Source organism: Streptomyces barkulensis (genome assembly GCF_002843305.1).
GTDB classification, from domain to species: domain Bacteria; phylum Actinomycetota; class Actinomycetes; order Streptomycetales; family Streptomycetaceae; genus Streptomyces; species Streptomyces barkulensis.
On the sequence record NZ_PGSG01000108.1, the window covers coordinates 25,202 to 51,313 of the forward strand.

The 26,112-nt window shown below is 72.8% G+C and carries 26 protein-coding genes and 1 riboswitch; of the genes, 23 read left to right on the top strand and 3 right to left on the bottom strand.

The genetic code is table 11. The features are described from left to right. The first annotated feature begins 73 nt into the window (after nt 1-73). The 13 genes from rimM to CUT83_RS24130 all read left to right on the top strand — a co-directional run bounded on the left by rimM (nt 74) and on the right by CUT83_RS24130 (nt 10,900). Complete coding sequence (gene rimM, locus CUT83_RS24070; protein WP_101257937.1) at nt 74-697, top strand: ribosome maturation factor RimM; 624 nt, start codon at nt 74-76, stop codon at nt 695-697. After that, nucleotides 697-1,518, top strand: a complete 822-nt coding sequence (trmD, locus tag CUT83_RS24075) for a tRNA (guanosine(37)-N1)-methyltransferase TrmD (RefSeq protein WP_101257938.1) — start codon at nt 697-699, stop codon at nt 1,516-1,518. Before rimM ends, trmD begins: the two co-directional genes overlap by 1 nt. Nucleotides 1,519-1,647: 129 nt before the next feature. Beyond that, complete coding sequence (gene rplS / locus CUT83_RS24080) at nt 1,648-1,995, top strand: 50S ribosomal protein L19 (RefSeq protein WP_093850660.1); 348 nt, start codon at nt 1,648-1,650, stop codon at nt 1,993-1,995. A gap of 125 nt (nt 1,996-2,120) precedes the next feature. Beyond that, on the top strand, nt 2,121-2,762 hold the full coding sequence (gene lepB / locus CUT83_RS24085; protein ID WP_101257939.1) for a signal peptidase I: 642 nt from the start codon (nt 2,121-2,123) through the stop codon (nt 2,760-2,762). Further along, nucleotides 2,755-3,828, top strand: coding sequence for a signal peptidase I (gene lepB, locus CUT83_RS24090; RefSeq protein WP_101257940.1), 1,074 nt, complete (start codon nt 2,755-2,757; stop codon nt 3,826-3,828). The genes lepB (CUT83_RS24085) and lepB (CUT83_RS24090) overlap by 8 nt, the downstream gene beginning before the upstream one ends. Then, on the top strand, nt 3,755-4,693 hold the full coding sequence (gene lepB / locus CUT83_RS24095; protein WP_101258017.1) for a signal peptidase I: 939 nt from the start codon (nt 3,755-3,757) through the stop codon (nt 4,691-4,693). The genes lepB (CUT83_RS24090) and lepB (CUT83_RS24095) overlap by 74 nt, the downstream gene beginning before the upstream one ends. A 71-nt stretch (nt 4,694-4,764) precedes the next feature. After that, the gene (lepB, locus tag CUT83_RS24100; protein ID WP_240958350.1) at nt 4,765-5,514 is read left to right on the top strand and encodes a signal peptidase I; all 750 of its coding nucleotides are present in this window, start codon (nt 4,765-4,767) and stop codon (nt 5,512-5,514) included. A gap of 13 nt (nt 5,515-5,527) precedes the next feature. Next, nucleotides 5,528-5,851: a DUF2469 domain-containing protein gene (locus CUT83_RS24105; RefSeq protein WP_093662147.1), complete on the top strand. Its 324-nt coding sequence runs from the start codon at nt 5,528-5,530 to the stop codon at nt 5,849-5,851. 211 nt (nt 5,852-6,062) lie between these two features. Beyond that, nucleotides 6,063-6,437 (top strand): YraN family protein, encoded by a 375-nt coding sequence (locus CUT83_RS24110; protein WP_101257942.1) that lies wholly within the window; start codon nt 6,063-6,065, stop codon nt 6,435-6,437. A 1-nt stretch (nt 6,438) separates the two neighbouring features. Then, the gene (locus CUT83_RS24115) at nt 6,439-8,049 is read left to right on the top strand and encodes a YifB family Mg chelatase-like AAA ATPase (RefSeq protein WP_101257943.1); all 1,611 of its coding nucleotides are present in this window, start codon (nt 6,439-6,441) and stop codon (nt 8,047-8,049) included. After that, the gene (gene dprA, locus CUT83_RS24120) at nt 8,046-9,176 is read left to right on the top strand and encodes a DNA-processing protein DprA (protein ID WP_240958351.1); all 1,131 of its coding nucleotides are present in this window, start codon (nt 8,046-8,048) and stop codon (nt 9,174-9,176) included. The genes CUT83_RS24115 and dprA overlap by 4 nt, the downstream gene beginning before the upstream one ends. A gap of 269 nt (nt 9,177-9,445) precedes the next feature. Next, complete coding sequence (whiG, locus tag CUT83_RS24125) at nt 9,446-10,288, top strand: RNA polymerase sigma factor WhiG (RefSeq protein ID WP_101257944.1); 843 nt, start codon at nt 9,446-9,448, stop codon at nt 10,286-10,288. 54 nt (nt 10,289-10,342) lie between these two features. Then, nucleotides 10,343-10,900, top strand: a complete 558-nt coding sequence (locus CUT83_RS24130) for a TetR/AcrR family transcriptional regulator (protein ID WP_101257945.1) — start codon at nt 10,343-10,345, stop codon at nt 10,898-10,900. Here CUT83_RS24130 and CUT83_RS31545 read toward each other — a convergent pair. Continuing rightward, entirely contained in the window at nt 10,882-11,706 is an 825-nt protein-coding gene (locus CUT83_RS31545) for a murein hydrolase activator EnvC family protein (RefSeq protein WP_240958353.1), read from the bottom strand. The genes CUT83_RS24130 and CUT83_RS31545 overlap by 19 nt on opposite strands. Nucleotides 11,707-12,058: 352 nt before the next feature. On the opposite strand from CUT83_RS31545, the gene rpsB reads away from it, so the two are divergent. From rpsB to CUT83_RS24180, 9 genes are all read left to right on the top strand, one after another. Next, nucleotides 12,059-12,955 carry a 30S ribosomal protein S2 gene (gene rpsB / locus CUT83_RS24140; RefSeq protein WP_101257947.1) on the top strand — a complete coding sequence of 299 codons (897 nt, stop codon included), beginning with the start codon at nt 12,059-12,061 and terminating at the stop codon, nt 12,953-12,955. Between the two features lie 115 nt (nt 12,956-13,070). Beyond that, the gene (gene tsf, locus CUT83_RS24145; RefSeq protein WP_101257948.1) at nt 13,071-13,907 is read left to right on the top strand and encodes a translation elongation factor Ts; all 837 of its coding nucleotides are present in this window, start codon (nt 13,071-13,073) and stop codon (nt 13,905-13,907) included. Between the two features lie 182 nt (nt 13,908-14,089). Further along, nucleotides 14,090-14,860: a UMP kinase gene (gene pyrH / locus CUT83_RS24150; protein ID WP_093850753.1), complete on the top strand. Its 771-nt coding sequence runs from the start codon at nt 14,090-14,092 to the stop codon at nt 14,858-14,860. Between the two features lie 173 nt (nt 14,861-15,033). Continuing rightward, entirely contained in the window at nt 15,034-15,591 is a 558-nt protein-coding gene (frr, locus tag CUT83_RS24155) for a ribosome recycling factor (RefSeq protein WP_093662313.1), read from the top strand. A gap of 21 nt (nt 15,592-15,612) precedes the next feature. Next, nucleotides 15,613-16,806, top strand: coding sequence for a phosphatidate cytidylyltransferase (locus tag CUT83_RS24160; RefSeq protein WP_173915143.1), 1,194 nt, complete (start codon nt 15,613-15,615; stop codon nt 16,804-16,806). Between the two features lie 170 nt (nt 16,807-16,976). Then, nucleotides 16,977-18,083, top strand: a complete 1,107-nt coding sequence (gene rlmN, locus CUT83_RS24165) for a dual-specificity RNA methyltransferase RlmN (protein ID WP_093850685.1) — start codon at nt 16,977-16,979, stop codon at nt 18,081-18,083. A gap of 85 nt (nt 18,084-18,168) precedes the next feature. Beyond that, nucleotides 18,169-18,304: riboswitch (TPP riboswitch) on the top strand. After that, nucleotides 18,299-19,393, top strand: coding sequence for a thiamine ABC transporter substrate-binding protein (locus CUT83_RS24170; RefSeq protein ID WP_101258019.1), 1,095 nt, complete (start codon nt 18,299-18,301; stop codon nt 19,391-19,393). Its footprint overlaps the riboswitch before it by 6 nt. Beyond that, entirely contained in the window at nt 19,369-21,063 is a 1,695-nt protein-coding gene (locus tag CUT83_RS24175) for an ABC transporter permease (protein ID WP_240958365.1), read from the top strand. The genes CUT83_RS24170 and CUT83_RS24175 overlap by 25 nt, the downstream gene beginning before the upstream one ends. A gap of 2 nt (nt 21,064-21,065) precedes the next feature. Continuing rightward, entirely contained in the window at nt 21,066-22,103 is a 1,038-nt protein-coding gene (locus CUT83_RS24180) for an ABC transporter ATP-binding protein (RefSeq protein WP_101257951.1), read from the top strand. Between the two features lie 77 nt (nt 22,104-22,180). Here CUT83_RS24180 and CUT83_RS24185 read toward each other — a convergent pair whose 3' ends face one another. Together CUT83_RS24185 and CUT83_RS24190 are read right to left on the bottom strand one after the other, a co-directional pair. Continuing rightward, the gene (locus tag CUT83_RS24185) at nt 22,181-23,425 is read right to left on the bottom strand and encodes a hypothetical protein (protein WP_101257952.1); all 1,245 of its coding nucleotides are present in this window, start codon (nt 23,423-23,425) and stop codon (nt 22,181-22,183) included. Next, complete coding sequence (locus CUT83_RS24190) at nt 23,407-24,156, bottom strand: ABC transporter ATP-binding protein (protein WP_101258020.1); 750 nt, start codon at nt 24,154-24,156, stop codon at nt 23,407-23,409. The genes CUT83_RS24185 and CUT83_RS24190 overlap by 19 nt, the downstream gene beginning before the upstream one ends. 299 nt (nt 24,157-24,455) lie before the next feature. On the opposite strand from CUT83_RS24190, the gene CUT83_RS24195 reads away from it, so the two are divergent. Further along, on the top strand, nt 24,456-25,904 hold the full coding sequence (locus CUT83_RS24195; protein WP_101257953.1) for a gamma-aminobutyraldehyde dehydrogenase: 1,449 nt from the start codon (nt 24,456-24,458) through the stop codon (nt 25,902-25,904). Nucleotides 25,905-26,112: the final 208 nt, after the last annotated feature.

Sequence of the window (26,112 nt, forward strand, 5' to 3'; positions counted from 1 at the left end):
CGGCACCGCCGCTCCCGGCCCGTGCCGTGACCGCCGGCGTACGGGAACCGGCGAGAACCTGGAGTGACGAGCAGTGCAGTTGGTAGTCGCGCGCATCGGCCGTGCCCACGGGATCAAGGGCGAGGTCACCGTGGAGGTGCGCACCGATGAACCCGAGGTGCGCCTCGCCCCCGGCGCGGTCCTGGCCACCGACCCCGCCTCCGCGGGCCCCCTGACCATCGAGTCCGGGCGTGTCCACAGCGGCCGGCTGCTGCTGCGCTTCGAGGGCGTCAGGGACCGCACCGCCGCCGAGGCGCTGCGGGGCACCCTGCTGATCGCCGAGGTCGACCCGGAGGAAACCCCCGAGGACCCCGACGAGTACTACGACCACCAGCTGATCGACCTCGACGTCGTCACCCGCGACGGAACACCCGTCGGCCGGATCGAGGAGATCGCCCACCTGCCCCACCAGGACCTGCTCGTGGTGCGCGGGCCCGACGGCGGCGAGGTGCTCGTCCCCTTCGTCGGTGAGATCGTCCCCGAGATCGACCTGGACGGCCGGCGGGCCGTCATCGATCCGCCGCCGGGACTCATCGACGACCGCGCCGAGATCGCCGGATCCCGCACCGGGAGCGGTACGCGGGACGGCGGAACAGGCGGGGACGGCGGAGCAGGCGGGGACGGCGGAGCAGGCGGGGACGGGGAGGACGGCGCCTGATGCGGATCGACGTCGTCACGATCTTCCCCGAGTACCTGGAACCGCTGAACGTCTCCCTGGTGGGCAAGGCGCGCGCCCGCGGCCTGCTCGACGTACGCGTTCACGACCTGCGGCAGTGGACCCACGACCGGCACAACACCGTCGACGACACCCCCTACGGCGGCGGCCCCGGCATGGTGATGAAGCCCGAGCCGTGGGGCGAGGCGCTGGACTCGGTCATCGCCTCGGGCGGTGACGGCCGGGGGGAGGGGCCGGTCCTGGTCGTCCCCACTCCCAGCGGCAGCCCGTTCACCCAGGAGACGGCCGTCGAACTGGCCGCCGAGCCATGGCTGGTCTTCACCCCCGCTCGCTACGAGGGCATCGACCGCCGCGTCGTCGAGGAGTACGGCGAGCGCCTGCGGGTGCGCGAGCTGTCCATCGGCGACTACGTGCTCGCCGGCGGCGAGGCGCCCGTGCTGGTCATGGTGGAGGCCGTCGCCCGGCTGCTGCCCGGAGTCCTGGGCAACGCCGACTCCCACCGCGACGACTCCTTCGCGCCCGGCGCCATGGCCGACCTGTTGGAAGGCCCCGTCTACACCAAGCCGCCGGTGTGGCGCGGCCGGGACATTCCCGAGGTGCTGCTCAGCGGCCACCACGGCAGGATCGCCCGCTGGCGCCGCGACCAGGCGTTCCGCCGCACCGTGAGCCACCGCCCGGACCTGGTCGAGAGGTGCGACCCCGCCGCGCTGGACGCCGACGACCGCAGGCTGCTGGCGGAGCTGGGCTGGGCCGAGCGGCCCGACGGCCGATTTGGGCCCGTGGCCGAAGGCGTGGAAGAATAGGCCGCTGCCTCGCGTCCGGCGCGCGACCCTGCCACAGGGGGACCAACGCCCGACCGGTACGGCGGCTCACCGAACCCAACGAACGATTCCGCCGATGACCTGTGGCATCGGCGAGGAAAGCAGACGGTCATGCACCTTCTCGACAGCGTCGACTCCGCCTCGCTGCGCAGCGACATCCCCACCTTCCGCCCCGGTGACACCGTCAACGTCCACGTGCGCGTCATCGAGGGCAACCGCTCCCGTGTGCAGCAGTTCAAGGGTGTCGTCATCCGCCGCCAGGGCTCCGGCGTCCGTGAGACCTTCACCGTCCGCAAGGTCAGCTTCAGCGTCGGCGTGGAGCGCACCTTCCCGGTGCACACCCCGGTCGTCGAGAAGATCGAGGTCGTCACCCGCGGTGACGTCCGCCGCGCCAAGCTGTACTACCTGCGCGAGCTGCGCGGCAAGGCCGCCAAGATCAAGGAGAAGCGCGAGCGCTGATCCGAGACCGGTCCGCGCGGCGGAGCACCGGGCGCCCCGGCGCCCGGTGCCGCCCGCGGGGCACGGCCCCCGCGCCGCTGTCCGCACCGGTGTCCGCCGCGCCGCCGGGTTAGGCTCTCGGCTCGATGAACACCGACGAACGGCACACGCGACCGACGGAGCGCGACCGCTCCTCCCACCCCGTACGGGGAGGGGGGCGACGGTCGCGTTTCGTGCGTCCGGGGGCCGCGGTGGCCGCGGCCGCCGTGCTGCTGATGCTGGTCCACACGTTCGCGGCGGAACCCTTCCGCATCCCGAGCGGCTCGATGGGGAACACCCTCGAAGCGGGTGACCGCGTTCTGGTGAACAAGCTGGCGTACCGTTTCGGCAACCTTCCGGCGCGCGGAGACGTTGTTGTGTTCGACGGCACCGGTTCGTTCGACCGGGAGCCGTCGCGGGGGACCGACTACGTCAAGCGGGTCGTCGGAGTCGGCGGCGACAGGGTCAGGTGCTGCGACGAACGGGGGAGGATCGAGGTGAACGGCGAACCGGTGGACGAGGCCTACCTGTATCCCGGCGACCGGCCCTCGGCCGTCCCGTTCGACATCGCGGTCCCCGGGGGGAGGCTGTGGGTGATGGGCGACCACCGCTCCCGGTCGAGCGACTCCCGGGACCACCTCGGGTCTCCCGGCGGCGGCACCGTACCGGTGGACAGGGTGATCGGCCGGGCCGACTGGATCGTCTGGCCGGCCGGCCGCTGGACCTCCCTGCGGGGCCGGGATGGGTAGGCGCGGACGGCCGCGCGACGGCCGGCGGGCGGGCGCCGTCCGAGGCGACGGCACACCGCCGGATCCCGGGACCACGCTGCGCGGCCCCGGCGAGGGCCGGGCCGACCGGCGGCGCGCCGCCAAGCGGATCAGACGGCGCCGGCGGCTGTCGGTGACCAAGGAGATCCCCGTCCTGGTGGGCGTCGCACTGCTGATCGCACTGGTGCTCAAGACATTCCTGGTACAGGCCTTCGTCATCCCCTCCGGCTCGATGGAGCAGACGATCAGGATCGACGACCGGGTGCTGGTGGACAAGCTGACGCCCTGGTTCGGCTCGCGCCCCGAACGCGGCGACGTGGTGGTCTTCAAGGACCCCGGGGGCTGGCTGCCACCCGGGGAGGAGCCGGAGCGGGACGACCCCGTGGGCATCAAGCAGGGCAGGCAGTTCCTGACCTTCATCGGCCTGCTGCCCTCCGCCGAGGAGCAGGACCTGATCAAGCGGGTCATCGGCATCGGCGGGGACACCGTCGTGTGCTGCGACGAGGACGGCCGGGTGACGGTCAACGGCACACCGCTGAACGAGCCGTACCTCCACCCGGGCAACGCGCCCTCGCAGATGCGCTTCGAGGTGAAGGTGCCCGAGAACCGCATCTTCGTGATGGGCGACCACCGCTCCAACTCCGCCGACTCCCGCTACCACCTGCAGGACCCGGGGAAGGGGACCATTCCCGAGAACCTGGTGGTGGGCAAGGCCGTGGTGATCGCCTGGCCCTACTCCCACTGGCGACGACTGGAGGAGCCCGAGACCTACGCGTCGGTGCCGGATCCGCGCGGCGAGACCGCCTCCGCGGCCGCGGCCACCGACAATGGCGGAGACGAAGACATGGCGCACATCCCGAGCCCTGCGGAACTCCCGCTCGTTATGGGAGTGGCAGGCGTGGGTCTGCACCGGCTGAGGCGCGGGCTGCAGCGCGGTAAGAGCGGTATCGGTGTGAGGAGTGGATGTGGGGGACGTGGCGGTCGGAGCGCGCTCCGACGCGGACGGGCCCGAGCGGCGGGCCGAAGGCGAGCCCGTGGAGCGCGGTGAGGAAGCGGCCGCGGGCCCGGACAGCGGAGAGAGAGTGACGGAAAAGAAGCAACGCTCCTTCCTGAAGGAACTGCCCATCCTCATCGGCGTCGCGCTGCTGCTGGCTCTGGGGATCAAGACGTTCCTGCTGCAGGCGTTCTCCATCCCCTCCGACTCGATGCAGAACACCCTCCAGCGGGGCGACCGGGTGCTGGTGGACAAACTGACGCCCTGGTTCGGGGCCGAACCCGAGCGCGGCGAGGTCGTCGTCTTCCACGACCCGGGCGGCTGGCTCGACCCGTCGGTCCAGCAGGACACCAACGTGTTCCAGGACTTCATGAGCTTCATCGGCCTGATGCCCTCCGCCGAGGAGCAGGACCTGATCAAGCGGGTCATCGCGGTCGGCGGCGACACCGTGGCGTGCGAGAAGAACGGCCCCGTCACGGTCAACGGCAAGGCCCTGGAAGAAGGGGCCTACGTCTACCCCGGAGACTCCCCCTGCGGCAGTGAGGGCTTCGGCCCGGTCAAGGTCCCCGAGGACCGGATCTGGGTGATGGGCGACCACCGCTCCAACTCCCTGGACTCCCGTTTCCACCAGCAGCTCCCCGGACAGGGGACGGTGCCCGTGGACGAGGTCGTGGGGCGGGCCGTGGTCAAGGCGTGGCCGATCGACCGCTGGGACACCCTCCCGGTGCCCGACACCTTCGCCGAGAAGGGCCTGGCCGCGGCTCCCGCGGCGCTGGGCCTGGTGGGCGCGGTGCCGCTGGTGATGTGGCGGCGGCGCCTGAGGGCGAGGGCCGCGAAGGGGGACGTGGAAGAGGCCGCCGGAGCGTTTGGGACGGCGCCCGGCACCGTGAGCGGGACGGACGGGCGGGCCGAGGGCTGACCCGGGACCGTACCCGGGGGTAGGGTGCGGCGCAGACCGCCGGTTGACCCAGACCTTTTCCGGGAGCGCGAGTGAGCAGAGCCGAACGTACCGGGAAAGGCCGCGGCCGTACGGGCCAGGTGCTGTCGTCGGTGGCCGTGGCGGTCGGCTGCGTCCTCTTCCTGGGGGGTTTCGTCTGGGCCGCGGTGCTGTATCAGCCCTACGCCGTGCCCACCGACTCCATGTCGCCCACCGTCGAGGCCGGGGACCGGGTGCTGGCCGAGCGCATAGACGGCGACGAGGTCCGGCGCGGTGACGTCGTCGTCTTCCTCGATCCGCTGTGGGGCGACATGCCGATGATCAAACGCGTCGTCGGCGTCGGCGGCGACACCGTGGAGTGCTGCGACGAGCGGGGGAGGATGACCGTCAACGGCGATCCCGTCGACGAGCCGTACCGGCTGGAGCGGGAACGCGCCTCCTTCACCACCTTCGAGGCGTCCGTGCCCGAGGGGCAGCTCTTCCTCCTCGGCGACCACCGGGAGGGGTCACTGGACTCGCGCACGCACCTGGAGGACGCCAACAACGGCTCCGTGCCCCGGGACGCGGTGACGGGCCGGGTCGACGCCACCGTCTGGCCGCTGGGCCACGCGGGCATGGTCGAGCGCCCGGCCGGTTTCGCGGATCTGCCCGGCGGGACCTCCCGGCCGGGGCCGCTGGGCCCCGCCCTGGCGGCGATCGGGGCCGGCGCCCTGCTGATCCTCGGCGGCGCCGGGCACGGGGCGATCGGCCCGGTCCGCAGCAAGCGCGCGGGGCTGACGCACAATGGGGGAACGCACGGCTGAAGGGGAACACGCCATGAGCGCCGAGGATCTCGAGAAATACGAGACCGAGATGGAGCTGAAGCTCTACCGGGAGTACCGGGACGTCGTCGGCTTGTTCAGGTACGTGATCGAGACCGAGCGCCGTTTCTATCTCACCAACGACTACGAGATGCAGGTGCACTCGGTTCAGGGCGAGGTCTTCTTCGAGGTCTCGATGGCCGACGCCTGGGTGTGGGACATGTACCGGCCGGCCCGCTTCGTCAAGCAGGTGAGGGTGCTCACCTTCAAGGACGTGAACATCGAGGAGCTGAACAAGAGCGATCTGGACCTGCCCGAGGACTCCGACTTCAAGAGGTGAGCCCGGAGTCGGCCGTCGTCCCCACCGCTCCCGTCGTCCCCGTCATCTCCGTTATCTCCGTTATCTTCGTCGCTCCCGTCAACGCCGCGCCCGTGGGATGCCCCCCGCGGGTGAGCGGGATATCCACAACCGGTCGGTAGTCCACCGAATCGGGCCATGATCATCCGCCCCGCCTCCCCGGCCGCCACAGTCGGCGCCGGAGGTGGTACCGATGAACGGCAGGAACGCACTCGGGCGCTACGGCGAGGACCTGGCCGCCCGGCGGCTGCGCGAGATGGGCATGGCCGTCCTCGAACGGAACTGGCGCTGCCGGGGCGGCGAGATCGACATCGTCGCCCGGGACGCCGACGCGCTCGTCGTCTGCGAGGTCAAGACACGCCGGGCCGGCCCGTACGGGCACCCGATGTCGGCCGTGCCCCCGCGCAAGGCCGCGCGGCTGCGCAGACTCGCCTCCCAGTGGCTCAGCGAGCGCTGGCTCGCCCGGTACGGCCGCCCGCCGACCGGGGGTGTGCGCATCGACCTCGTCGGCGTCGTCCTGCCCGAGCGCGGCGCCCCCCGGGTGCAGCACGTGAAGGGGGTGGCCTGACATGGGTTTCGCCCGTACCTGCTCGGTCGCCCTCGTGGGCGTCGAGGGCGTGGTCGTCGAGGTCCAGGCCGATCTCGAACCGGGGCTGGCCACCTTCACCCTCGTCGGCCTGCCGGACAAGAGCCTGGTGGAGAGCCGCGACCGGGTCAGGGCCGCGGTCGTCAACTCCGGTGTCGACTGGCCGCAGAAGAAACTCACCGTCGGGCTCAGCCCCGCCTCGGTGCCCAAGAGCGGCAGCGGGTTCGACCTGGCGGTCGCCTGTGCGGTGCTCGGAGCCGCCGAGCGGATCGACCCCCGCGAACTCACCGGACTCGTGATGATCGGCGAGCTGGGCCTGGACGGGCGCGTCCGGCCCGTCCGCGGTGTCCTGCCCGCGGTCCTGGCCGCCGCGGACGCCGGATACCGCCAGGTCGTCGTCGCCGAGCAGACCGCGTCCGAGGCCGCGCTGGTCCCCGGCGTCTCCGTCCTCGGCGTCCGCTCCCTGCGCCAGCTCGTGGCCGTCCTCACCGACGAACCCGTCCCCGAGGAGGAGGGTCCGGAGGGGCACGGCACCGACGCCACCATGCTCGCCGGTCTCACCGTGCCCGGCGCGGGCGGGGGGATCGCGGGGCTGGGCGGCGAACGCCGGGTGGACCTCGCCGAGGTCGCCGGTCAGAAAGCCGCCCGCAGGGCCCTGGAGGTGGCCGCCGCGGGGCGCCACCACATCTTTTTCAAGGGGCCACCGGGCGCGGGCAAGACCATGCTGGCCGAACGGCTCCCCGGGCTGCTGCCGCCGCTCACCCCCGAGGAGGCACTGGAGGTCACCGCCGTCCACTCTGTCGCCGGGGCGCTGCCGCCCGGCCAGCCGCTGGTCGAGCGACCCCCCTACTGCGCCCCGCACCACTCGGCCACCACCGCCTCCCTGGTGGGCGGCGGCAGCGGTCTGCCCAGGCCCGGGGCCGTCTCCCTCGCCCACCATGGTGTGCTCTTTCTGGACGAAGCGGCCGAGTGCAGCGCGCGGGTGCTCGACGCACTGCGCCAGCCGCTGGAGTCGGGGCAGGTCGTCGTGGCCCGGGCCCAGGGAATGATGCGCATGCCCGCCCGCTTTCTGCTCGCCCTCGCCGCCAACCCGTGCCCCTGCGGTCGGCACGGCTCCCGGGGCGGCGGCTGCGAGTGCAGGCCCTCATCGGTCAGACGTTATCGGGCACGGCTCTCCGGGCCGCTGCTGGACCGCGTAGACCTCCGGGTCACCGTCGAGCCCGTCACCCGCTCCGAGCTGACGGCCCCCGGCGCCCGGCCGGAGTCCACCGAGACCGTGGCCGCCCGCGTGCTCACCGCACGCGAGCGCGCCGCCGTCCGCTACGCCGACACGCCCTGGCGCACCAACAGCGAGGTCCCCGGCCACGAACTGCGGACCCGGTGGCCCGGGAACCCGGGAGCGCTCGGCCGTGCCGAGGAGGACATGGAACGCGGTCTGCTCACCGCACGAGGCCTGGACCGCGTCCTGCGGGTCGCCTGGACCCTGGCCGACCTCGCCGGGCACGACCGGCCCACCGCCGAGGACGTGGACGGCGCACTGGAACTGCGCACCGGGGTACGGCGCGGCACGGCACTGGCCGGAGGCCGGGCGTGACCGGCCGTGAGGAGCGGGTGGCCCGGGCGGCGCTCACCAGGATCGGGGAGCCCGGAGACGAGGCGATGAACCGGTGGCTCGACCGGTACGGGGCGGTGGAGACGCTCAAGGCGTTCGGATCCGACTCCCCGCTGCCCGGCGCCTCCCGGGCCCGCTGGACCGGGCTGCGCAAGCGCGCGCGAGGACTCGACCCCGAGGCCGACCTCGCCGCGATCGGCGGGCTGGGCGGGCGCTTCGTCTGCCCCGGTGACCCCGAGTGGCCGAGTCAGCTGGACGACCTGGGCGACGGACGCCCCGTGGGCCTGTGGGTGCGCGGCAGGGCCTCGCTGCGGATGTGGGCACTGCGGTCGGTCGCCGTCGTCGGCTCCCGGGCGTGCACGGACTACGGCGCCCATGTGGCCGCGACGCTCGGTTCCAGCCTGGCCTCCCGCGGCTGGACGGTGGTCTCCGGCGCCGCGTACGGAGTGGACGGCGCCGCGCACAGCGGGGCTCTGGCGGTGGAGGGAGCGACCGTCGCGGTCCTGGCCTGCGGGGTCGACGTGGCCTACCCGCCGGGCAACGGCGAGCTGATCCGGCGCGTCGGGGAGCAGGGACTGCTGGTCGCCGAGCTGCCGCCCGGCGACCACCCCACCCGCAGCCGTTTCGTCCTGCGCAACCGCGTGATCGCGGCCCTCACCCGCGGCACCGTGGTGGTGGAGGCGGAACTGCGCAGCGGCTCGCTGGTCACCGCGCGGCGGGCTCTCGGGCTGGGCAGGCTCACCATGGGCGTTCCCGGCCCGGTGACCAGCGGGCTGTCGGCGGGCGTCCACCAGCTCCTGCGCGGCGAGGGCATCGTCGTCACCGACGCCGCCGAGATCGTCGAGCTGGTCGGCGCGATCGGCGAACTGGCTCCCGAGCGGCGCGGACCCATGGTGCCGCGCGACCTGCTGTCCCCGGAGGCGGCACGCGTTCTGGAGGCGCTGCCCGCCCGGGGTGCGCTCGGCGTCGAGTCGGTGGCGCGCGCCGCCGCTCTCGCGGAGGACCGCGCGCTCGTCCGCCTCCAGGAACTGCGGTCACTGGGATTCCTCGAACGTGTCGGTGACTACTGGCAGTTGGCCAGAGCGGCCAACCAACACACCAACAGGTGACGAGGCGGTCCTTGACCTGGGGCGATCGAGTGAAAGGGTGAGGGGCATGATCGCTGAACGCTTCATTCCGCATGGCCCGGCCGCGCCGTTCCGGCCACCGGGGTAACCCCGGGGTGCGGGCAGCGGAACGTATCTGCGCATGCCCGACCGGCCGCCACTCGCACTGAGCGACGCCGCGGTCACGCTACGCTCCCAGGGTTCCCGGCCCCTTCGTACGCCACTCACCGGCGTCAGCGCACAGATCACGGCAGAACGGCTCAAGACGACGCATGCCCCATCACATCCCCGGGCCCGACCGCACGGCCACGGCAGAACCGACTGCGGCCCAGGACGCCGCACGCCCTGCCCCGCCCGGATCGCTCGACGAACTGTGGCGGTCGTACAAGTGCACGGGCGACGAGCGGCTGCGGGAACAGCTGATCCTCCACTACTCGCCCCTGGTCAAGTACGTGGCCGGCCGCGTCAGCGTCGGCCTGCCCGCCAACGTGGAGCAGGCCGACTTCGTCTCCTCCGGGGTCTTCGGGCTGATCGACGCCATCGAGAAGTTCGACCCGGGCCGCTCGATCAAGTTCGAGACCTACGCCATCACCCGCATCCGCGGAGCCATGATCGACGAACTGCGGGCGCTCGACTGGATTCCCCGCTCGGTGCGGCAGAAGGCCCGTGCGTTCGAGCGTGCCCACGCCGCGCTGGAGGCGACGCTGCGGCGTACACCGTCGGAGGCCGAGGTCGCGGACGAGATGGGGATCCCGCTGGAGGAACTCCACGGGATCTTCAGCCGGCTACCGCTGGCCAACGTGGTCGCTCTGGAGGAGGTGCTCCACAGCGGCGCGGAGGGCGGCGACCGGCTGAGCCTCATGGACACCCTGGAGGACACGGCCGCCGACAACCCCGTCGAGATCGCCGAGGACCGCGAGCTGCGACGGCTGCTGGCCCGGGCGGTCAACACCCTGCCCGAACGCGAGAAGACCGTGGTGACCCTCTACTACTACGAAGGGCTCACCCTTGCCGAGATCGGGCAGGTGCTCGGGGTCACGGAGAGCAGGGTCAGCCAGATCCACACCAAGTCCGTACTGCAGCTTCGGGCCAAGCTCGCCGATGTCGGTCGCTGAACCGGCACCGCCCTCCCTACAGTGGGACCCGTGCCCAGGATTCGAGCGGCCTCCGTGGCCGAGCACCGGACTATGCAGCGCGACGCCCTGCTGGAGGCAGCACGATCCCTGCTGTCCGAGGGCGGCACGGAGGCGCTGACCTTCCCCGCGCTGGCGGCCCGCACGGGACTGGCGCGCTCCTCCGTCTACGAGTACTTCCGGTCCCGCGCCGCCGTCGTCGAGGAGCTGTGCGCCGTCGACTTCCCCGTCTGGGCGGCGGAGGTGGAGGACGCCATGGAGCGGGCCGACACCCCCCAGTCGAAGGTGGAGGCCTACGTACGGCGGCAGCTTGCCCTGGCCGGCGACCGGCGTCACCGGGCCGTCGTGGCCATCTCGGCCGGTGAACTGGACCCCGGCGCCCGGGAGAAGATCCGTGCGGCCCACGGCGGACTGATCACCATGGTGGTGGACGCCCTCGCGGCCCTCGGCCACGACGAGCCGCGGCTGACGGCCGCTCTGCTGCAGGGCGTCGTGGACGCCGCGGTCCGCCGTATCGAGCTGGGCGCCGCCGAGGACCCGGACCGGATCACGCGGGCCGCCGTGTCGATGGCGCTTCACGGAGTCGCGGGCTGAGTCCTTTCCCCCCGCCCGCCCCCGCCCTTTCGCCGGGCGCCGTGTCCCCCCGGGAGGGTCTCCCCCCGGGAGGGTCTCCCCGCGCGAGGCCGGACGTGGCGGCGCCGGACCCAGAACGCGGCCACAGCCAGGACCAGTGCCGTCCCCACCCCGGGCGGACCGGCGGACGGTGAGCCCCGGGCGGCCGCCGTCCGCATCGCGTCGCCCCGTCCGCTCTCCGGTTCCCCCGGAAGCGGAACCCCCAGCACCGGAAGGAGCCGGGACGGGCCGCGGTCGAGCAGAAAGAGCGGATTCAGGTAGGCGTCACCGCGGCGCAGCCCCCAGTGCAGGCACCCCGTCGGGCAGTGGAAGCCGTCCGCCTCCAGCACGCCCACCACATCCCCCGCCACGACCCGGTCGCCCTCGCGTACCCGCGCGCCGACCGGCTCGTACGTCGTGCGCAGCGGAGGGGAGCCCGTGCCCGCGAGTTCGACCGAGACCACCCCGCGCCCGGCGACCTCCCCCGCGAACGAGACCCGGCCCGCGGCCACCGCGCGCACCGGCTCCCCGGGACGAGCCGCCAGGTCCACACCGCGATGGCCGGCCGACCACCGCTGGGGCGGCGGCTCCCAGCCGCGTCCGACAGCCCCCGGCACCGGCCTGACCCGGCCGGATCCGGACGGGCCGTCCCCGGGAGCGGCACGGGCCGCGGCCGCCCCCGCGGTGAGGAGCGGCAGCACCAGGCAGAGCGGCAGGAAGAGGGGCAGGCGGAGCGACATGCGAAAGGGCGTGCGGCGCGGCAGCGCGGCGCGGAGTCGGCGTCCCATGAGCACAGCGTGACGCGAAGGCACGGGACGCGGAGGATCTCGGACGAGGCTGTGGAATACCGGCCGGTTGTGGACAACCGCGTCACCCGGTCCGGGGACGGCACCACCCGTCGAGGCGGCACCCCCGCCCCACGCGTGTCGCCCGCCGCTTCCCCGGTCCCGTACACTTCTGGTGCGATCCGGGTCACCGGATCGACTTCGCACGCCCCGCCGCCTTCCACAGGCGGCAGCGCATCTCGGTCCTCGAAAGCGGTCTCCGGGCCGCCGACTTCGCAGGCAAGCGCATCAGGGCGTCAGGAGCGGCGGCCGTCCGGCCGCCGTGTACAACCGAGTGATCCAAGGAGATACGGCCATGGCCGTCGTCACGATGCGGGAGCTGCTGGAGAGCGGCGTCCACTTCGGGCACCAGACCCGCCGCTGGAACCCGAAGATGAAGCGATTCATCTTCACCGAGCGCAACGGCATCTACATCATCGACCTGCTCCAGTCGCTGTCGTACATCGACCGCGCCTACGAGTTCGTCAAGGAGACCGTCGCCCACGGCGGCTCCATCATGTTCGTCGGCACCAAGAAGCAGGCCCAGGAGGCCATCGCCGAGCAGGCCACGCGCGTGGGCATGCCCTACGTCAACCAGCGCTGGCTCGGTGGCATGCTGACCAACTTCTCGACCGTCCACAAGCGCCTGCAGCGCCTGAAGGAGCTCGAGCAGATCGACTTCGAGGACGTGGCCGCCTCCGGCCTCACCAAGAAGGAGCTCCTGGTCCTCTCCCGCGAGAAGGCCAAGCTGGAGAAGACCCTCGGCGGTATCCGCGACATGCAGAAGGTGCCCAGCGCCGTCTGGATCGTGGACACCAAGAAGGAGCACATCGCCGTCGGTGAGGCGCGCAAGCTCAACATCCCGGTCGTCGCGATCCTCGACACCAACTGCGACCCGGACGAGGTCGACTACAAGATCCCGGGCAACGACGACGCGATCCGCTCCGTCACCCTGCTCACCCGCGTGATCGCCGACGCCGTCGCCGAGGGCCTCATCGCCCGCTCCGGTGCCGCCGGCGAGGGCAAGGGCGAGAAGGCCGCGGGCGAGCCGCTCGCCGAGTGGGAGCGCGAGCTGCTCGAGGGCGACGCCCAGAAGGCCGCCGAGTCCAAGGAGGGCGAGACCCCCGCCGAGGCCCCGGCCACCGCCGAGGCTCCGGCCGCCGAGGAGCAGGCCGCCCCCGCCGAGGGCGAGAAGCCGGCCGAGCAGGCCTGACCGACGCCGCAGGTGGTACGGCCGGGGGCAGTGCCATGAGCGCCGCCCCCGGCCGCATGCCCGTCCCGTAGATCGATCCATCCTCATCGACCTTCCGAGAAGAGATTCACCGACCATGGCGAACTACACCGCCGCTGACGTCAAGAAGCTTCGCGAGCTCACCGGCGCCGGCATGATGGACTGCAAGAAGGCGCTGGACGAGGCCGAGGGCAACGTCGACAAGGCCGTCGAGATCCTCCGCGTCAAGGGCCAGAAGGGCGTCGCCAAGCGCGAGTCCCGCACCGCCGAGAACGGCGCCGTCGTCTCCCTGATCGCCGACGACAAGAAGTCCGGTGTGCTGGTCGAGCTCAAGTGCGAGACCGACTTCGTCGCCAAGGGCGACAAGTTCCTCGCCGTCGCCGACGCCATCGCCGCCCACGTCGCCGCCACCTCCCCGGCCGACATCGAGGCACTGCTCGCCTCCGAGATCGAGCCCGGCAAGAGCGTCCAGGTGTACGTGGACGAGGCCAACGCCACCCTCGGCGAGAAGATCGTCCTCGACCGCTTCGCGCAGTTCTCCGGCGGCTACGTGGCCGCCTACATGCACCGCACCAGCCCGGACCTGCCCCCGCAGGTCGGCGTCCTGGTCGAGCTGGAGCAGGAGAACGCCGAGGTCGCCAAGGACGTGGCGCAGCACATCGCCGCGTTCGCGCCGAAGTTCCTCTCCCGCGAGGACGTTCCGGAGGAGACCGTCGCGAACGAGCGCCGTGTCGCCGAGGCCACCGCGCGTGAGGAGGGCAAGCCCGAGCAGGCCCTGCCCAAGATCGTCGAGGGCCGCGTGAACGGCTTCTTCAAGGAGAGCTGCCTCCTGGACCAGCCCTTCGCCAAGGACAACAAGAAGTCCGTCCAGAAGGTCCTGGGCGAGGCCGGTGTCACGCTGAAGCGCTTCGCCCGCTTCCGCGTCGGCGCCTGATCCGCAGGCCCGCTCCCGGTTAGGGTCGGGTTACGGGGGCCCGTCCCGGTGCGTGACGCACTGAGCGCAGGCGTGTACGGACCGGACGACCGCAGTTGTGACGAGGAGGCCATTGCCGCTTTCGGGGACCGAGAGGAACCACCGGCAATGGCCTCCTCACGCGTGTGCACGAGGAGATCCGCATGAAACAGGGCAACGACCCCGGAGGCAAAGCCTCCGACAAGGACCACGACCGCCGCCGCTTCCTGCTGAAGCTCTCCGGTGAGGCGTTCGCCGGCGGCGGAGGGCTCGGAGTCGACCCCGACGTCGTGCACAAGGTCGCCCGCGAGATCGCAGCCGTGGTCCGTGACGGCGCCGAGATCGCCGTCGTCATCGGCGGCGGCAACTTCTTCCGCGGCGCAGAGCTCCAGCAGCGCGGCATGGACCGGGCCCGGTCCGACTACATGGGCATGCTCGGCACGGTCATGAACTGCCTCGCCCTCCAGGACTTCCTGGAGAAGGAGGGCATCGACTCCCGTGTGCAGACCGCCATCACCATGGGGCAGGTCGCCGAGCCGTACATCCCGCTGAGGGCCGTGCGGCATCTGGAGAAGGGGCGCGTGGTCATCTTCGGCGCCGGCATGGGCATGCCGTACTTCTCCACCGACACCACCGCCGCCCAGCGAGCCCTGGAGATCGACGCCGAGGCGCTGCTGATGGGCAAGAACGGCGTGGATGGCGTCTACGACTCCGATCCGGCGACCAACCCCGACGCGGTGAAGTTCGACGCCCTGGAGTACGGCGAGGTCATCGCCCGCGAGCTGAGGGTGGCCGACGCCACCGCCATCACGCTCTGCCGCGACAACAAGCTTCCGATCCTCGTCTTCGAGTTGCTGGCCGAGGGGAATATCGCCAGGGCGGTCCGGGGTGAGAAGATCGGCACGCTGGTGAGCGACCAGGGCTCCCGGGCCTGACGCCCACGGCGGACACGAAACGACGTCCGTACGGGAGCCGCCGTAACACGGCACCGTACGGCAACTCCGTGCCGCACGATGGGCACGGTACGGGGATGGACAACAGCCTGCCGGTCGGACACCGTGCAGGAATCAGGGCTTTCCGGCTCAATTCATCGAACCAGGAGCACGTGGTGATCGAAGAGACCCTCCTCGAGGCCGAGGAGAAGATGGAGAAGGCGGTCGTCGTCGCCAAGGAGGACTTCGCCGCGATCCGCACCGGCCGTGCGCACCCGGCGATGTTCAACAAGATCGTGGCCGACTACTACGGCGCGATGACCCCGATCAACCAGCTCGCGTCGTTCTCGGTGCCCGAGCCGCGCATGGCCGTGGTCACCCCGTTCGACAAGAGCGCGCTGCGCAACATCGAGCAGGCCATCCGTGACTCCGACCTCGGCGTCAACCCCTCCAACGACGGCAACATCATCCGCGTCGTCTTCCCGGAGCTGACCGAGCAGCGCCGCCGGGAGTACATCAAGGTCGCCAAGGGCAAGGCCGAGGACGCCAAGATCTCCATTCGCAGCGTCCGCCGCAAGGCCAAGGAGGCCATCGACAAGGCCATCAAGGACGGCGACATCGGCGAGGACGAGGGCCGCCGCGCTGAGAAGGAGCTCGACGACACCACCTCCAAGTACGTCACGCAGGTGGACGAACTGCTCAAGCACAAGGAAGCCGAGCTTCTCGAGGTCTGAGGTTTCGAGGCTGCGATTTTCGTGAACGACTCATCCTGGGGAGCACCACCGTCGGGCGCCGGGCCCTCCGGTCGCCCCGGCCACCCCGCCCATCCCGGCCACTTCGGATACCGGAGCACCCCCGAACAGGGTTTCTCCTCCCCGCTTCGCGCAGAGGTGGCCCAGGCCCCGGCGGGTTACATGCACGAGGACGCCGAGGCGTCGCAGACTCGGCGTATGCCCATCGTGCCCGACGCCCCCGGCGGTGACCAGGACGATCGTGACGGCCGGGCGACCGGGCGGCCGTTCGGCGGCCCCGCCCCCGGCGGCCGGCCCGAACCGCGGAGCGGCCCCGAGCCGCGGACCGGTCCCGGAGCGGAGCCTGCCGCCCCCACGCCCAGGGGCCGTTCCTCGAGCCGCAAGCGGGCGGGCCGCGACCTGCGCGCCGCGATAGGGGTCGGCCTGGGGCTGGGCGCCGTCATCATCGCCTCGCTCTTCGTCTACAAGCACGTCTTCGTCGGCGTGATCGTCGCCGCCGTCGTGGTCGGGCTGTGGGAGCTGACCTCCCGTCTCGCCGAACGCAAGCAGATCAGTGCGCCACTGGTGCCGCTGGCCGTCGGCGGCGCCGCGATGGTCGTCGCCGGCTACGTCCGCGGCGCGGAGGGCGCCTGGGTGGCCACCGCGCTCACCGCGCTGGCCGTACTGGTGTGGCGGATGACGCAGGACCCCGCCCAGTATCTGCGGGACGTCACCGCCGGTGTCTTCGCCGCCTTCTACGTCCCCTTCCTGGCCACCTTCGTCGCCATGATGCTCGCCGCCGACGACGGCCCGCAGCGGGTGCTCACCTTCCTGCTGCTCACCGTCGTCAGCGACACCGGGGCGTACGCGGTCGGCTGGCGCTTCGGCACGCACAAACTCGCCCCGCGCATCAGCCCCGGCAAGACCCGCGAGGGCCTGTTGGGGGCGGTGGCCTTCGCGATGGCGGCGGGTGCGCTGTGCATGCACTTCCTCATCGACGGCGGCACCTGGTGGCAGGGCCTGCTGCTGGGCCTGGCCGCGGCCGCCAGCGCCACCCTGGGCGACCTCGGCGAGTCCATGATCAAGCGGGATCTGGGCATCAAGGACATGGGCACCCTGCTGCCCGGCCACGGCGGCATCATGGACCGCCTGGACTCCCTGCTGCCGACGGCCCCCGTGGTCTGGCTGCTGCTGGTCGTCTTCGTCGGCGCGGGCTGACGTCCCGTACCCCGCGACGCCTCGGGGGTACGGGACGCCCCATGACGATTCCCCATGGCGAGGCGGCGTTCGCTCCGGCCCCGGGGACGGCCCCGGGGACGGCCCCGGAGACGGCCCCGCGGCATCCGCGGCCCGGAGCGCCGGAGTCGATCTGCGACACTGGACGGGTTATGCCTGCACCCGGAGAACTCACCTTTGTCGCGCCGCGCGGGGCCGCCAGGCCGCCGCGGCACCTCGCCGACCTCGCCCCGGCCGAGCGGCGCGAGGCCGTCGCCGCGATCGGCGAGAAGCCGTTCCGCGCCCAGCAGCTGTCGCGGCACTACTTCGCCCGGTACGCCACCGACCCCGCCGCCTGGACCGACATCCCTGCCGCCGCGCGGGAGAGGCTGGCGGGTGAACTGCTGCCCGAGCTGATGACCGTGGTGCGGCACGTCAGCTGCGACGACGACACCACCCGCAAGACGCTGTGGCGGCTGCACGACGGGACGCTGGTGGAGTCGGTGCTGATGCGCTACCCGGACCGGGTCACCATGTGCGTCAGTTCCCAGGCCGGCTGCGGCATGAACTGCCCCTTCTGCGCCACCGGGCAGGCCGGGCTGGACCGCAACCTGTCCACCGCCGAGATCGTCCACCAGATCGTCGAGGGCATGCGCGCCCTGCGCGACGGCGAGGTGCCCGGAGGACCCGCGCGGCTGTCGAACATCGTCTTCATGGGCATGGGCGAGCCGCTGGCCAACTACAAGCGGGTCATCGGCGCCATCCGCCGCCTCACCGACCCCGAGCCCGACGGCCTGGGCCTGTCCCAGCGCGGCATCACCGTCTCCACCGTCGGACTGGTCCCGGCGATCCACCGCCTGTCCGACGAGGGCCTCAGGTGCCGGCTGGCGGTCTCCCTGCACGCGCCCGACGACGAGCTGCGCGACACCCTGGTACCGGTCAACACCCGGTGGAAGGTCCGCGAGGTCCTCGACGCGGCCTGGGAGTACGCCGAGAAGTCCGGCCGCCGTGTCTCCATCGAGTACGCCCTCATCCGGGACATCAACGACCAGGCGTGGCGAGCGGATCTGCTGGGCCGGCTGCTGGCGGGCAAGCGGGCGCACGTCAACCTCATCCCCCTCAACCCCACGCCCGGCTCCAAGTGGACCGCGTCCCGGCCCGAGGACGAGCGCGCGTTCGTCGCCGGGCTGGAGGCGCACGGTGTGCCGGTGACCGTCCGCGACACCCGCGGGCAGGAAATCGACGGCGCCTGCGGCCAGCTCGCCGCCACCGAGCGCTGAGGGCGCGCCCGCCACTGGTACGGTGGCGGTGACCTCAGTGGTCGCACACAGTAGCGAAACAAGCGGAACACCAGTACCGAAACAGCGAGACCGACAGGGGAGCGCGTACAGCGCTGAGAGTGCGGTGTCGCCGGGAGAAGGCCGAGAGGCCGCCCGGGGAACCGCAGACCCTCGGACCTGATCCGGTTAGTACCGGCGTAGGGAGTCAGAAGAAAGTGCACATCAAGTTCCGGCGCGCCCTGGGCGCCGCCGTCCTCGGCACGCTCACCCTCTCCACCCTCGCCGCGTGCGGCGGCTCGCAGTCCTCCGGGGACGGCGGGGAGGAGGGGAAGGGCGGCAGGACGGTCACCCTGGTCGCCCACGACTCCTTCGCGGCCTCCGACGCCGTGCTGGAGGAGTTCACCGAGAAGACCGGTTACAAGGTGAAGGTGCTGCGCGGCGGCGATGCCGGCTCCTCCCTCAACCAGGCGATCCTGTCCAAGGACAACCCGCAGGGCGACGTCCTGTTCGGCGTCGACAACACCCTGCTCTCCCGCGCCCTGGACAACGGCCTGTTCACGCCGTACGAGGCGGAGGGCCTGGCGAAGATACCCGCGCGGTACCGGCTCGACGCCGGGGAGCACCGTGTCACCCCCGTCGACTCCGGTGACATCTGCGTCAACTACGACCGCGCCTACTTCGAGGAGCGCGGCATCGCCCCGCCGAAGACCCTCGACGACCTCGCCGAGCCCGACTACAGGGATCTGCTGGTCACCGAGAACGCCGCCACCTCCTCGCCCGGCCTGGGCTTCCTGCTGGCCACCGTCGCCGAGTACGGCGAGGGATGGCAGGAGTACTGGAAGAAGCTGAAGGCCAACGGTGTCGAGGTCGTCGACGGCTGGGAGCAGGCGTACTACGACCGCTTCTCCGGCTCCTCCGGCGGCAAGGGCAAGGGCGACCGGCCGCTGGTGGTCTCCTACGCCTCCAGCCCGCCCGCCGAGGTCCTCGGCGCCGACCCCGCGCCCGAGCAGGCCCCCACCGGGGTGGCCACCGGCACCTGCTTCCGCCAGATCGAGTTCGCCGGACTGCTGAAGGGCGCGGACAACCCCGCCGGCGGCAAGGCGCTGCTGGACTTCATGACCGGCCGTTCCTTCCAGGAGGACCTGCCGCTGCAGATGTTCGTCAACCCCGTGCGCGAGGACGCGAAGCTGCCCGAGGTCTTCACCCGCTACGGCGAGACGATCGACGAGCCCCGCACCATGGCACCCGAGAAGATCGCCGAGAACCGCGAGGCGTGGGTCAAGGCGTGGACCTCGGCCGTCGTGAGGTGAGGACGGGCATACGCGCGGGGACGGCGGCGCGCCTCGCGCTCGCGGCGGTGCCGGCCGTCTTCCTCGCGCTGTTCTTCGCCTACCCCGTCGCCGCCATCACCGCCCGCGGGCTGTACGACGGCGGGCGGTGGCGCCCGGACCGGATCGCCGCCGTCCTCACCGACCCCGACATCGTCGGCGTGGTGTGGTTCACGCTGTGGCAGGCGGCGGCCTCCACCGTGCTCACCCTGCTGCTGGCGCTGCCCGGCGCGTATGTGCTCGCGCGCCTGGACTTCCCCGGCCGGCGGATGCTGCGGGCGGCGGTCACCGTGCCGTTCGTGCTGCCCACCGTCGTCGTCGGCTCCGCCTTCCTGGCCCTGCTCGGCCGCGGCGGGCTGCTGGACCAGTGGTGGGGGGTGCGGCTGGACACCGGCGTCACCGCCATCCTGCTGGCCCACGTCTTCTTCAACTACGCGGTGGTCGTGCGGATCGTCGGCGGCCTGTGGGCGCAGCTCGACCCCCGTCAGGAGGAGGCCGCACGGGTGCTGGGCGCGGGCCGGTGGACCGCCTGGCGCACCGTGACCCTTCCCGCGCTCGTCCCGTCGGTGGCCGCCGCCGCGCTGATGGTCTTCCTGTTCACCTTCACCTCCTTCGGCGTCGTCCAGATCCTCGGCGGCCCCCGCTATGCCACGTTGGAGGTGGAGATCTACCGGCAGACCGCCCAGCTGCTGGACCTGCCCACCGCCGCGGTCCTGACGCTGCTGCAGTTCGCCGCGGTCGCCGCCCTGATGACCTTCCACTCCCGCACCCTCCGCCGCCGCAGGACGGCCCTGGGCCTGGTCGACGCCGCCCGCACCGCCCGCCGCCCGCGCGGGGCCGGGCAGCGGGCGCTGCTGGCGGGGGTGCTGATCCAGATCGCCGTGCTGCTCCTGGCCCCGCTCGCCGTGCTCGCCGAGCGCTCCCTGAGCGGCCCCGACGGCTACGGGCTGCACCACTACCGCGCCCTGGGGTCGGCCGACGCGGCCGGCGGCACCTTCACCGTCGCCCCGCTGGAGGCGGTCGGCAACTCCCTGGCCTACGCGGCCACCGCCACGGCCGTCGCCCTGGCCGTCGGCATTCCGGCCGCGGTGGCCCTCACCCTGCGCGGTCCGGGAGGACGGGCCGGGCGGTTGCTGCGCGGCCTCGACGCGCTGCTGATGCTCCCGCTGGGCACCTCGGCGGTCACCGTCGGCTTCGGGTTCCTCATCGCCCTGGACGCCCCTCCGCTGGACCTGCGCTCGTCGTGGATCCTGGTCCCGCTCGCCCAGGCCCTGGTCGGCATCCCCTTCGTGGTGCGCACCCTGCTGCCGGTGCTGCGGGCCGTGGACGTCCGGCTGCGCGAGGCCGCCGCGGTGCTGGGCGCCTCGCCGCCGCGCGTGTGGCGCGAGGTCGACCTGCCGCTGGTGCGGCGGGCGCTGCTGGTCGCCGCGGGCTTCGCCTTCGCCGTCTCCCTGGGCGAGTTCGGTGCCACCGTCTTCATCGCCCGCGCCGACGCCCCCACCCTGCCCGTCGCCGTCGCCCGCCTGCTGGGCCGGGCCGGAGAGGCCAGCTACGGCCAGGCCATGGCGCTCAGCACGATTCTGATGCTGCTGTGCGCGGCGACCCTGCTGGCGCTGGAGGGCGCTCGCACCGACCGATCGGGAGAGCTGTAGGGATGGCCTCGCTGCGACTGGAGGGCGTCACCGTGCGATTCGGTGAGCGCATCGCCCTGGACGCCGTCGACCTCGATGTCGCCGAGCACGAGATCGTCTGCGTGCTCGGCCCCTCGGGCAGCGGCAAGTCCACCCTGCTGCGGACCGTCGCCGGACTGACGGAGCCGGACGCCGGACGGGTGCTGCTCGCCGGCCGCGACCAGCGGGGCGTGGCCCCGCACCGGCGCGGGGTGGGCCTGATGTTCCAGGACCACCAGCTCTTCCCCACCCGGGATGTCGGCGGCAACGTCGCCTTCGGCCCGCGCATGCGCGGCGAACCGCGCGGAGACATCCAAGGGCGGGTGGCCGAACTGCTGGAGATGGTCGGTCTGCCCGGGGCGCAGAAGCGGCCCGTGTCGGCTCTCTCCGGCGGCGAGCAGCAGCGCGTCGCGCTCGCCCGCGCGCTCGCTCCCCGGCCCGGCCTGCTGATGCTGGACGAGCCGCTGGGCCAGCTCGACCGTTCTCTGCGCGAGCGGCTCGTGGTGGAGCTGCGGCAGCTCTTCCGCCGCCTGGGCACCACCGTGCTGGCCGTCACCCACGACCAGGGCGAGGCGTTCGCGCTCGCCGACCGGGTGGTGGTGATGGAGGCCGGGCGGATCGCCCGGACCGGAAGCCCGGTGGACGTGTGGCTCCGGCCCGCCTCGGAGTTCGTCGCCCGCTTCCTGGGCTTCACCAATCTCGCCGCGGCGGTCGTGCGGGGACGGAGCGCGGACACTCCCTGGGGCGCGGTGCCCGTACCGCCCGGCGCGCCTCAGGGGCCGTGCACCCTGCTGGTGCGCCCCGCCGGAGTACGGCTCACGGACCCCGGCGAGGGACTGCCGTGCACTGTCACCGCCCGCACCCTGCGCGGCGGCGGCTCCTCGGAGATCTCCCTGCTGCTCGCGCCCGAGCGCGGTCCCGCGCTGGAGGCGTCCTGCCCCCTGCACACGGCGCCCGACCCGGGCACCGCCGTGTCCGCCGCCTTCGACGCGGCCGAGGTGGTCGTCCTGCCCGCGCGGTGAGCGCGAAAGAGGAAACGGGAAACAGGGAGACGGGAGAAGGGGAGCGGGCAGGGTGGTGCGGTGCGGCAGGCCCGTCCTCACCGCACCAGCGGCATCGAGGCCAGCTCCGCCACCAGCCAGGCCGCCGACCCCAGCACACCCAGCAGGGCCGCCACCCGCAGCGCGGCGGCGGCGCGCAGCAGCCGGCGCGGTACGCCCAGCCGCCGCAGCCCGTCGTTGGCGGGAGCACGGGCCGCACGGAACTCCGAGGCCGCGCTCAGCGCGCCCGCCACCGCGCACACCACGACCACCGCCGCCCCCAGCGCGGCCAGCGGCCCCACGGCCGTCTCCGCGCCGCCGGGGACCGCTCCCGGCCCGTGCAGCCGGACCGCCGTCAGGGCCCCCGCCGTCACCGCGCACAGCACTCCCGCCGGGTGGCCCACGCGCGGTGCCTCCTCACGCAGCACCCGGCCCGACAGCAGCCGCAGCACCCCCGGCCGGCCGGCCGTCAGCAGCAGCCCGCACAGATGGACCAGGCCCGGACCGGCCAGCACCAGTCCCGCGGCGATCAGCAGCCAGCCGGCCACGATCCCCGGTCCCAGGGCCTCCGGCGGGCCCGGCAGCGGCACTCGCGGGCCGGCGGAGGCGGTGAACCGCTCGGCGGCGTAGGTCTCCAGGGCCAGACCGGCCGCGGTGACCGCCACGCCCCAGGGCAGTCCGGCGGGCACCGGCGGCGGCCGGTGGGGGAGGACGGCGGGGGGTTCCGTCCGGTGGTCGCGGGGCGCCGCCCGCATCCGGGTGGCCACCGCGCTCGCCCCGGCCGCGGCCAGCGGAGGCACCGCCAGCAGCGTCAGTGCCGCGGCCCGCGGCAGCGGGTGCCCGGCGCCCAGCAGTTCGCCCGCCGCCCCGGCCAGCGGCACCCTTTCCAGCGCTCCGCCGGGCGTGCCGCCGAGCGTACGGCCGAGCACCCCGTCGAGTCCGCCGCGCAGATGGAGGAAGACCGGCAGGGCCAGTGCGCACCCCAGCGCGCAGTACAGGCCCGTGGTGAGCGCCGCCAGCAGCGGCAGCCGCGCGGGTCCCACCCCGACCGCGTCCAGCCCGGCCCGGGGGCGTACGCCCGGGTCGCTGCGGACGGCGGCGACGGCCAGATGCGCACAGGCGGCCAGCGGCACCACGCACCACAGCAGCCGGACCGCCGCCGCGCCGGGCCGCTCCGGGTGGGCGACGGCATGGCCCAGGGCGCTCAGCAGCAGGAACCCCACGGCTCCGGCGGCGCAGGCGACCAGCGCCCGCCGTGCCAGCGCCGAGGGGCGAGAGGTGCGTACTAGGCGGAGAGCGAGCACGCTGCCCTGCCCTCCGGACCGGGCTTCACGGGCGCGTCCGTGGGCGGCGGGGCGTCGGCGCCCACCCGGCGGCCGTCCACGAGCGTGACCGCGCGGTCCGCCACGCCCGCCACCCTGGCGTCGTGGCTGGCCAGCACCACCGTGATCCCGTGCGAGCGGGCCGCGGTGGTCAGGGTGCGCAGCACCTGGGCGCGGTCCGCCTGGTGCAGCGGTGCGGTCGGCTCGTCGGCGAAGACCACCGTGGGGGAGTGCGCCAGCGCGCGGGCGATGGCCACGCGCTGCCGCTGCGCCTGCAGCAGCGCGCCCGGCCGGCTGCGGGCGCAGTACCCGACGTCCAGCCGCTCCAGCCACTCGCACGCCGTGCGGCGGGCCCGGCGCCGCCCGGTGCCCGACAGCAGCAGTGGCAGCGCGGCGTTCTCCCACACCGTCAGCTCCGGCAGGAGGTGCGGTTCGCCGCCGACCCAGCCGAAGCGGTCACGGCGCAGCCGCTCGCGGGCGGGCACCGGCAGGGTGTGCAGGGGGACTCCGTCGAACCACACCTCGCCCCGCGCCGGCACCAGCCGTCCCGACAGGCAGCCCAGCAGCGTGGACTTGCCGCAGCCGCGCGGTCCGGTGACGGACAGGACCTCGCCCTCGCGGACCTTGACGCACACGTCCAGCAACGCGGGCGAGCCCTCGTGCTCGTGGTGCAGCCCACGTGCCCAGAGCAGGTCCTCGGGTGCGGTCACCATGACGGGCACCTCCGCTCCTCGCCTTCGGGTCGTGCCTCCTCACCTGACGGGGTACAACGAGCGCCAGGGGGGATCGGTCACTGGCACGGTACGGACCGCGGCCGCGGCCGGGACGGTGGCGGGCGCGGGAGCCGCCCAGTTTCCACCGAATGGTCCTTCGGGGAGCCCTCCCCCAGTATTTCCGCCATTCGGGTGTTCGGAGCGGAAGAAATCCCGGCCTGGTGGGTGTGTCCAACACGTTCTTCGATGGTTAGGGTGGGTGTCCCACTCATCGGACAACAGAGCAGGAGCGCGCGAAGATGGGTACCGAACTGCGTCGGCTGCGCAACTACATCGACGGGGAGTTCCGGGACGCCGCCGACGGGCGCACCACCGAGGTCGTCAACCCGGCGACCGGCGAGGTGTACGCGACGGCGCCGCTGTCCGCCGCCGCCGACGTCGACGCGGCCATGGCCGCCGCGGAGGCCGCCTTCCCGGCCTGGCGCGACGCCACCCCCGGCACCCGCCAGACCGCCGTACTCAAGATCGCCGACGCGATCGAGCGGCGCGCCGACGAACTGCTGGCGGCCGAGTGCGAGAACACCGGCAAGCCGCTGGAGCTGACCCGGCAGGAGGAACTGCCGATGATGCTCGACCAGATCCGCTTCTTCGCCGGCGCCGCCCGCATGCTGGAGGGCAAGTCCGCCGGCGAGTACATGGAGGGCATGACCTCCTTCGTGCGGCGCGAGCCGGTCGGCGTCTGCGCCCAGGTCGCGCCGTGGAACTACCCGATGATGATGGCCGTGTGGAAGTTCGCCCCGGCGCTGGCCGCGGGCAACACCGTCGTCCTCAAGCCCTCGGACACCACCCCGGCCTCCACGGTCCTGCTCGCCGAGATCATCGGCGGGGTGCTGAAGGAGCTGGACCTGCCCGCGGGGATCTTCAACGTCGTCTGCGGCGACCGCGACACCGGCCGGCTGATGGTCGAGCACCGCGTCCCGGCGATGGCCTCCATCACCGGCTCGGTCCGCGCGGGCATGGAGGTCGCCGGCAGCGCGGCCAAGGACGTCAAGCGGGTCCACCTGGAGCTGGGCGGCAAGGCCCCCTGCGTGGTCTTCGAGGACGCCGACATCCCGGCCGCGGTCGAGGGCATCCGCGACGGCGGTTTCTTCAACGCCGGGCAGGACTGCACCGCGGCCACCCGCGTACTGGTCCACGAGTCGGTCCACGACGAGTTCGTCGCGGCCCTCACCAAGGCCGCCGCCGAGGTGAGGACCGGCGACATCGAGGACGAGGACTGCTTCTACGGGCCGCTGAACAACCCCACCCACCTGGAGAAGGTCACCGGCTTCGTCGAGCGCCTGCCCGACCACGCCAAGGTCGAGACCGGCGGCCACCGCGTCGGCGACAAGGGCTACTTCTTCGCCCCGACGGTGGTCTCCGGCCTGCGGCAGGACGACGAGATCGTCCAGAACGAGGTATTCGGCCCGGTCATCACCGTCCAGAAGTTCACCGACGAGGCCGAGGCCGTGCGCCACGCCAACGATGTCGAGTACGCCCTGGCCTCCTCGGTGTGGACCAAGGACCACGCCCGCGCGATGCGGATGTCCAGGGCGCTGGACTTCGGCTGTGTGTGGATCAACACCCACATCCCGCTGGTCGCCGAGATGCCGCACGGCGGCTTCAAGAAGTCCGGCTACGGCAAGGACCTCTCCGCGTACGGCCTGGAGGACTACACCCGCGTCAAGCACGTGATGACGGCGCTCTGAGGCGCCCGCGCGCCCGGCGGGACGCCACACCACCCGGCCCCCACGCCCCTCCCGGGCATGGGGGCCGGGCGTTCGTCCGCACGAAGGGAGCGCGTAGCCGGCTGGTAACGTGGGGCGACCGAACGGGGGAGCGGGCACGGCACGGCCGTGCGGCGCGGCCTCCGTGCGCACGGACGCGGTCCGGCACGACGACGGACGGCGCGCAGAC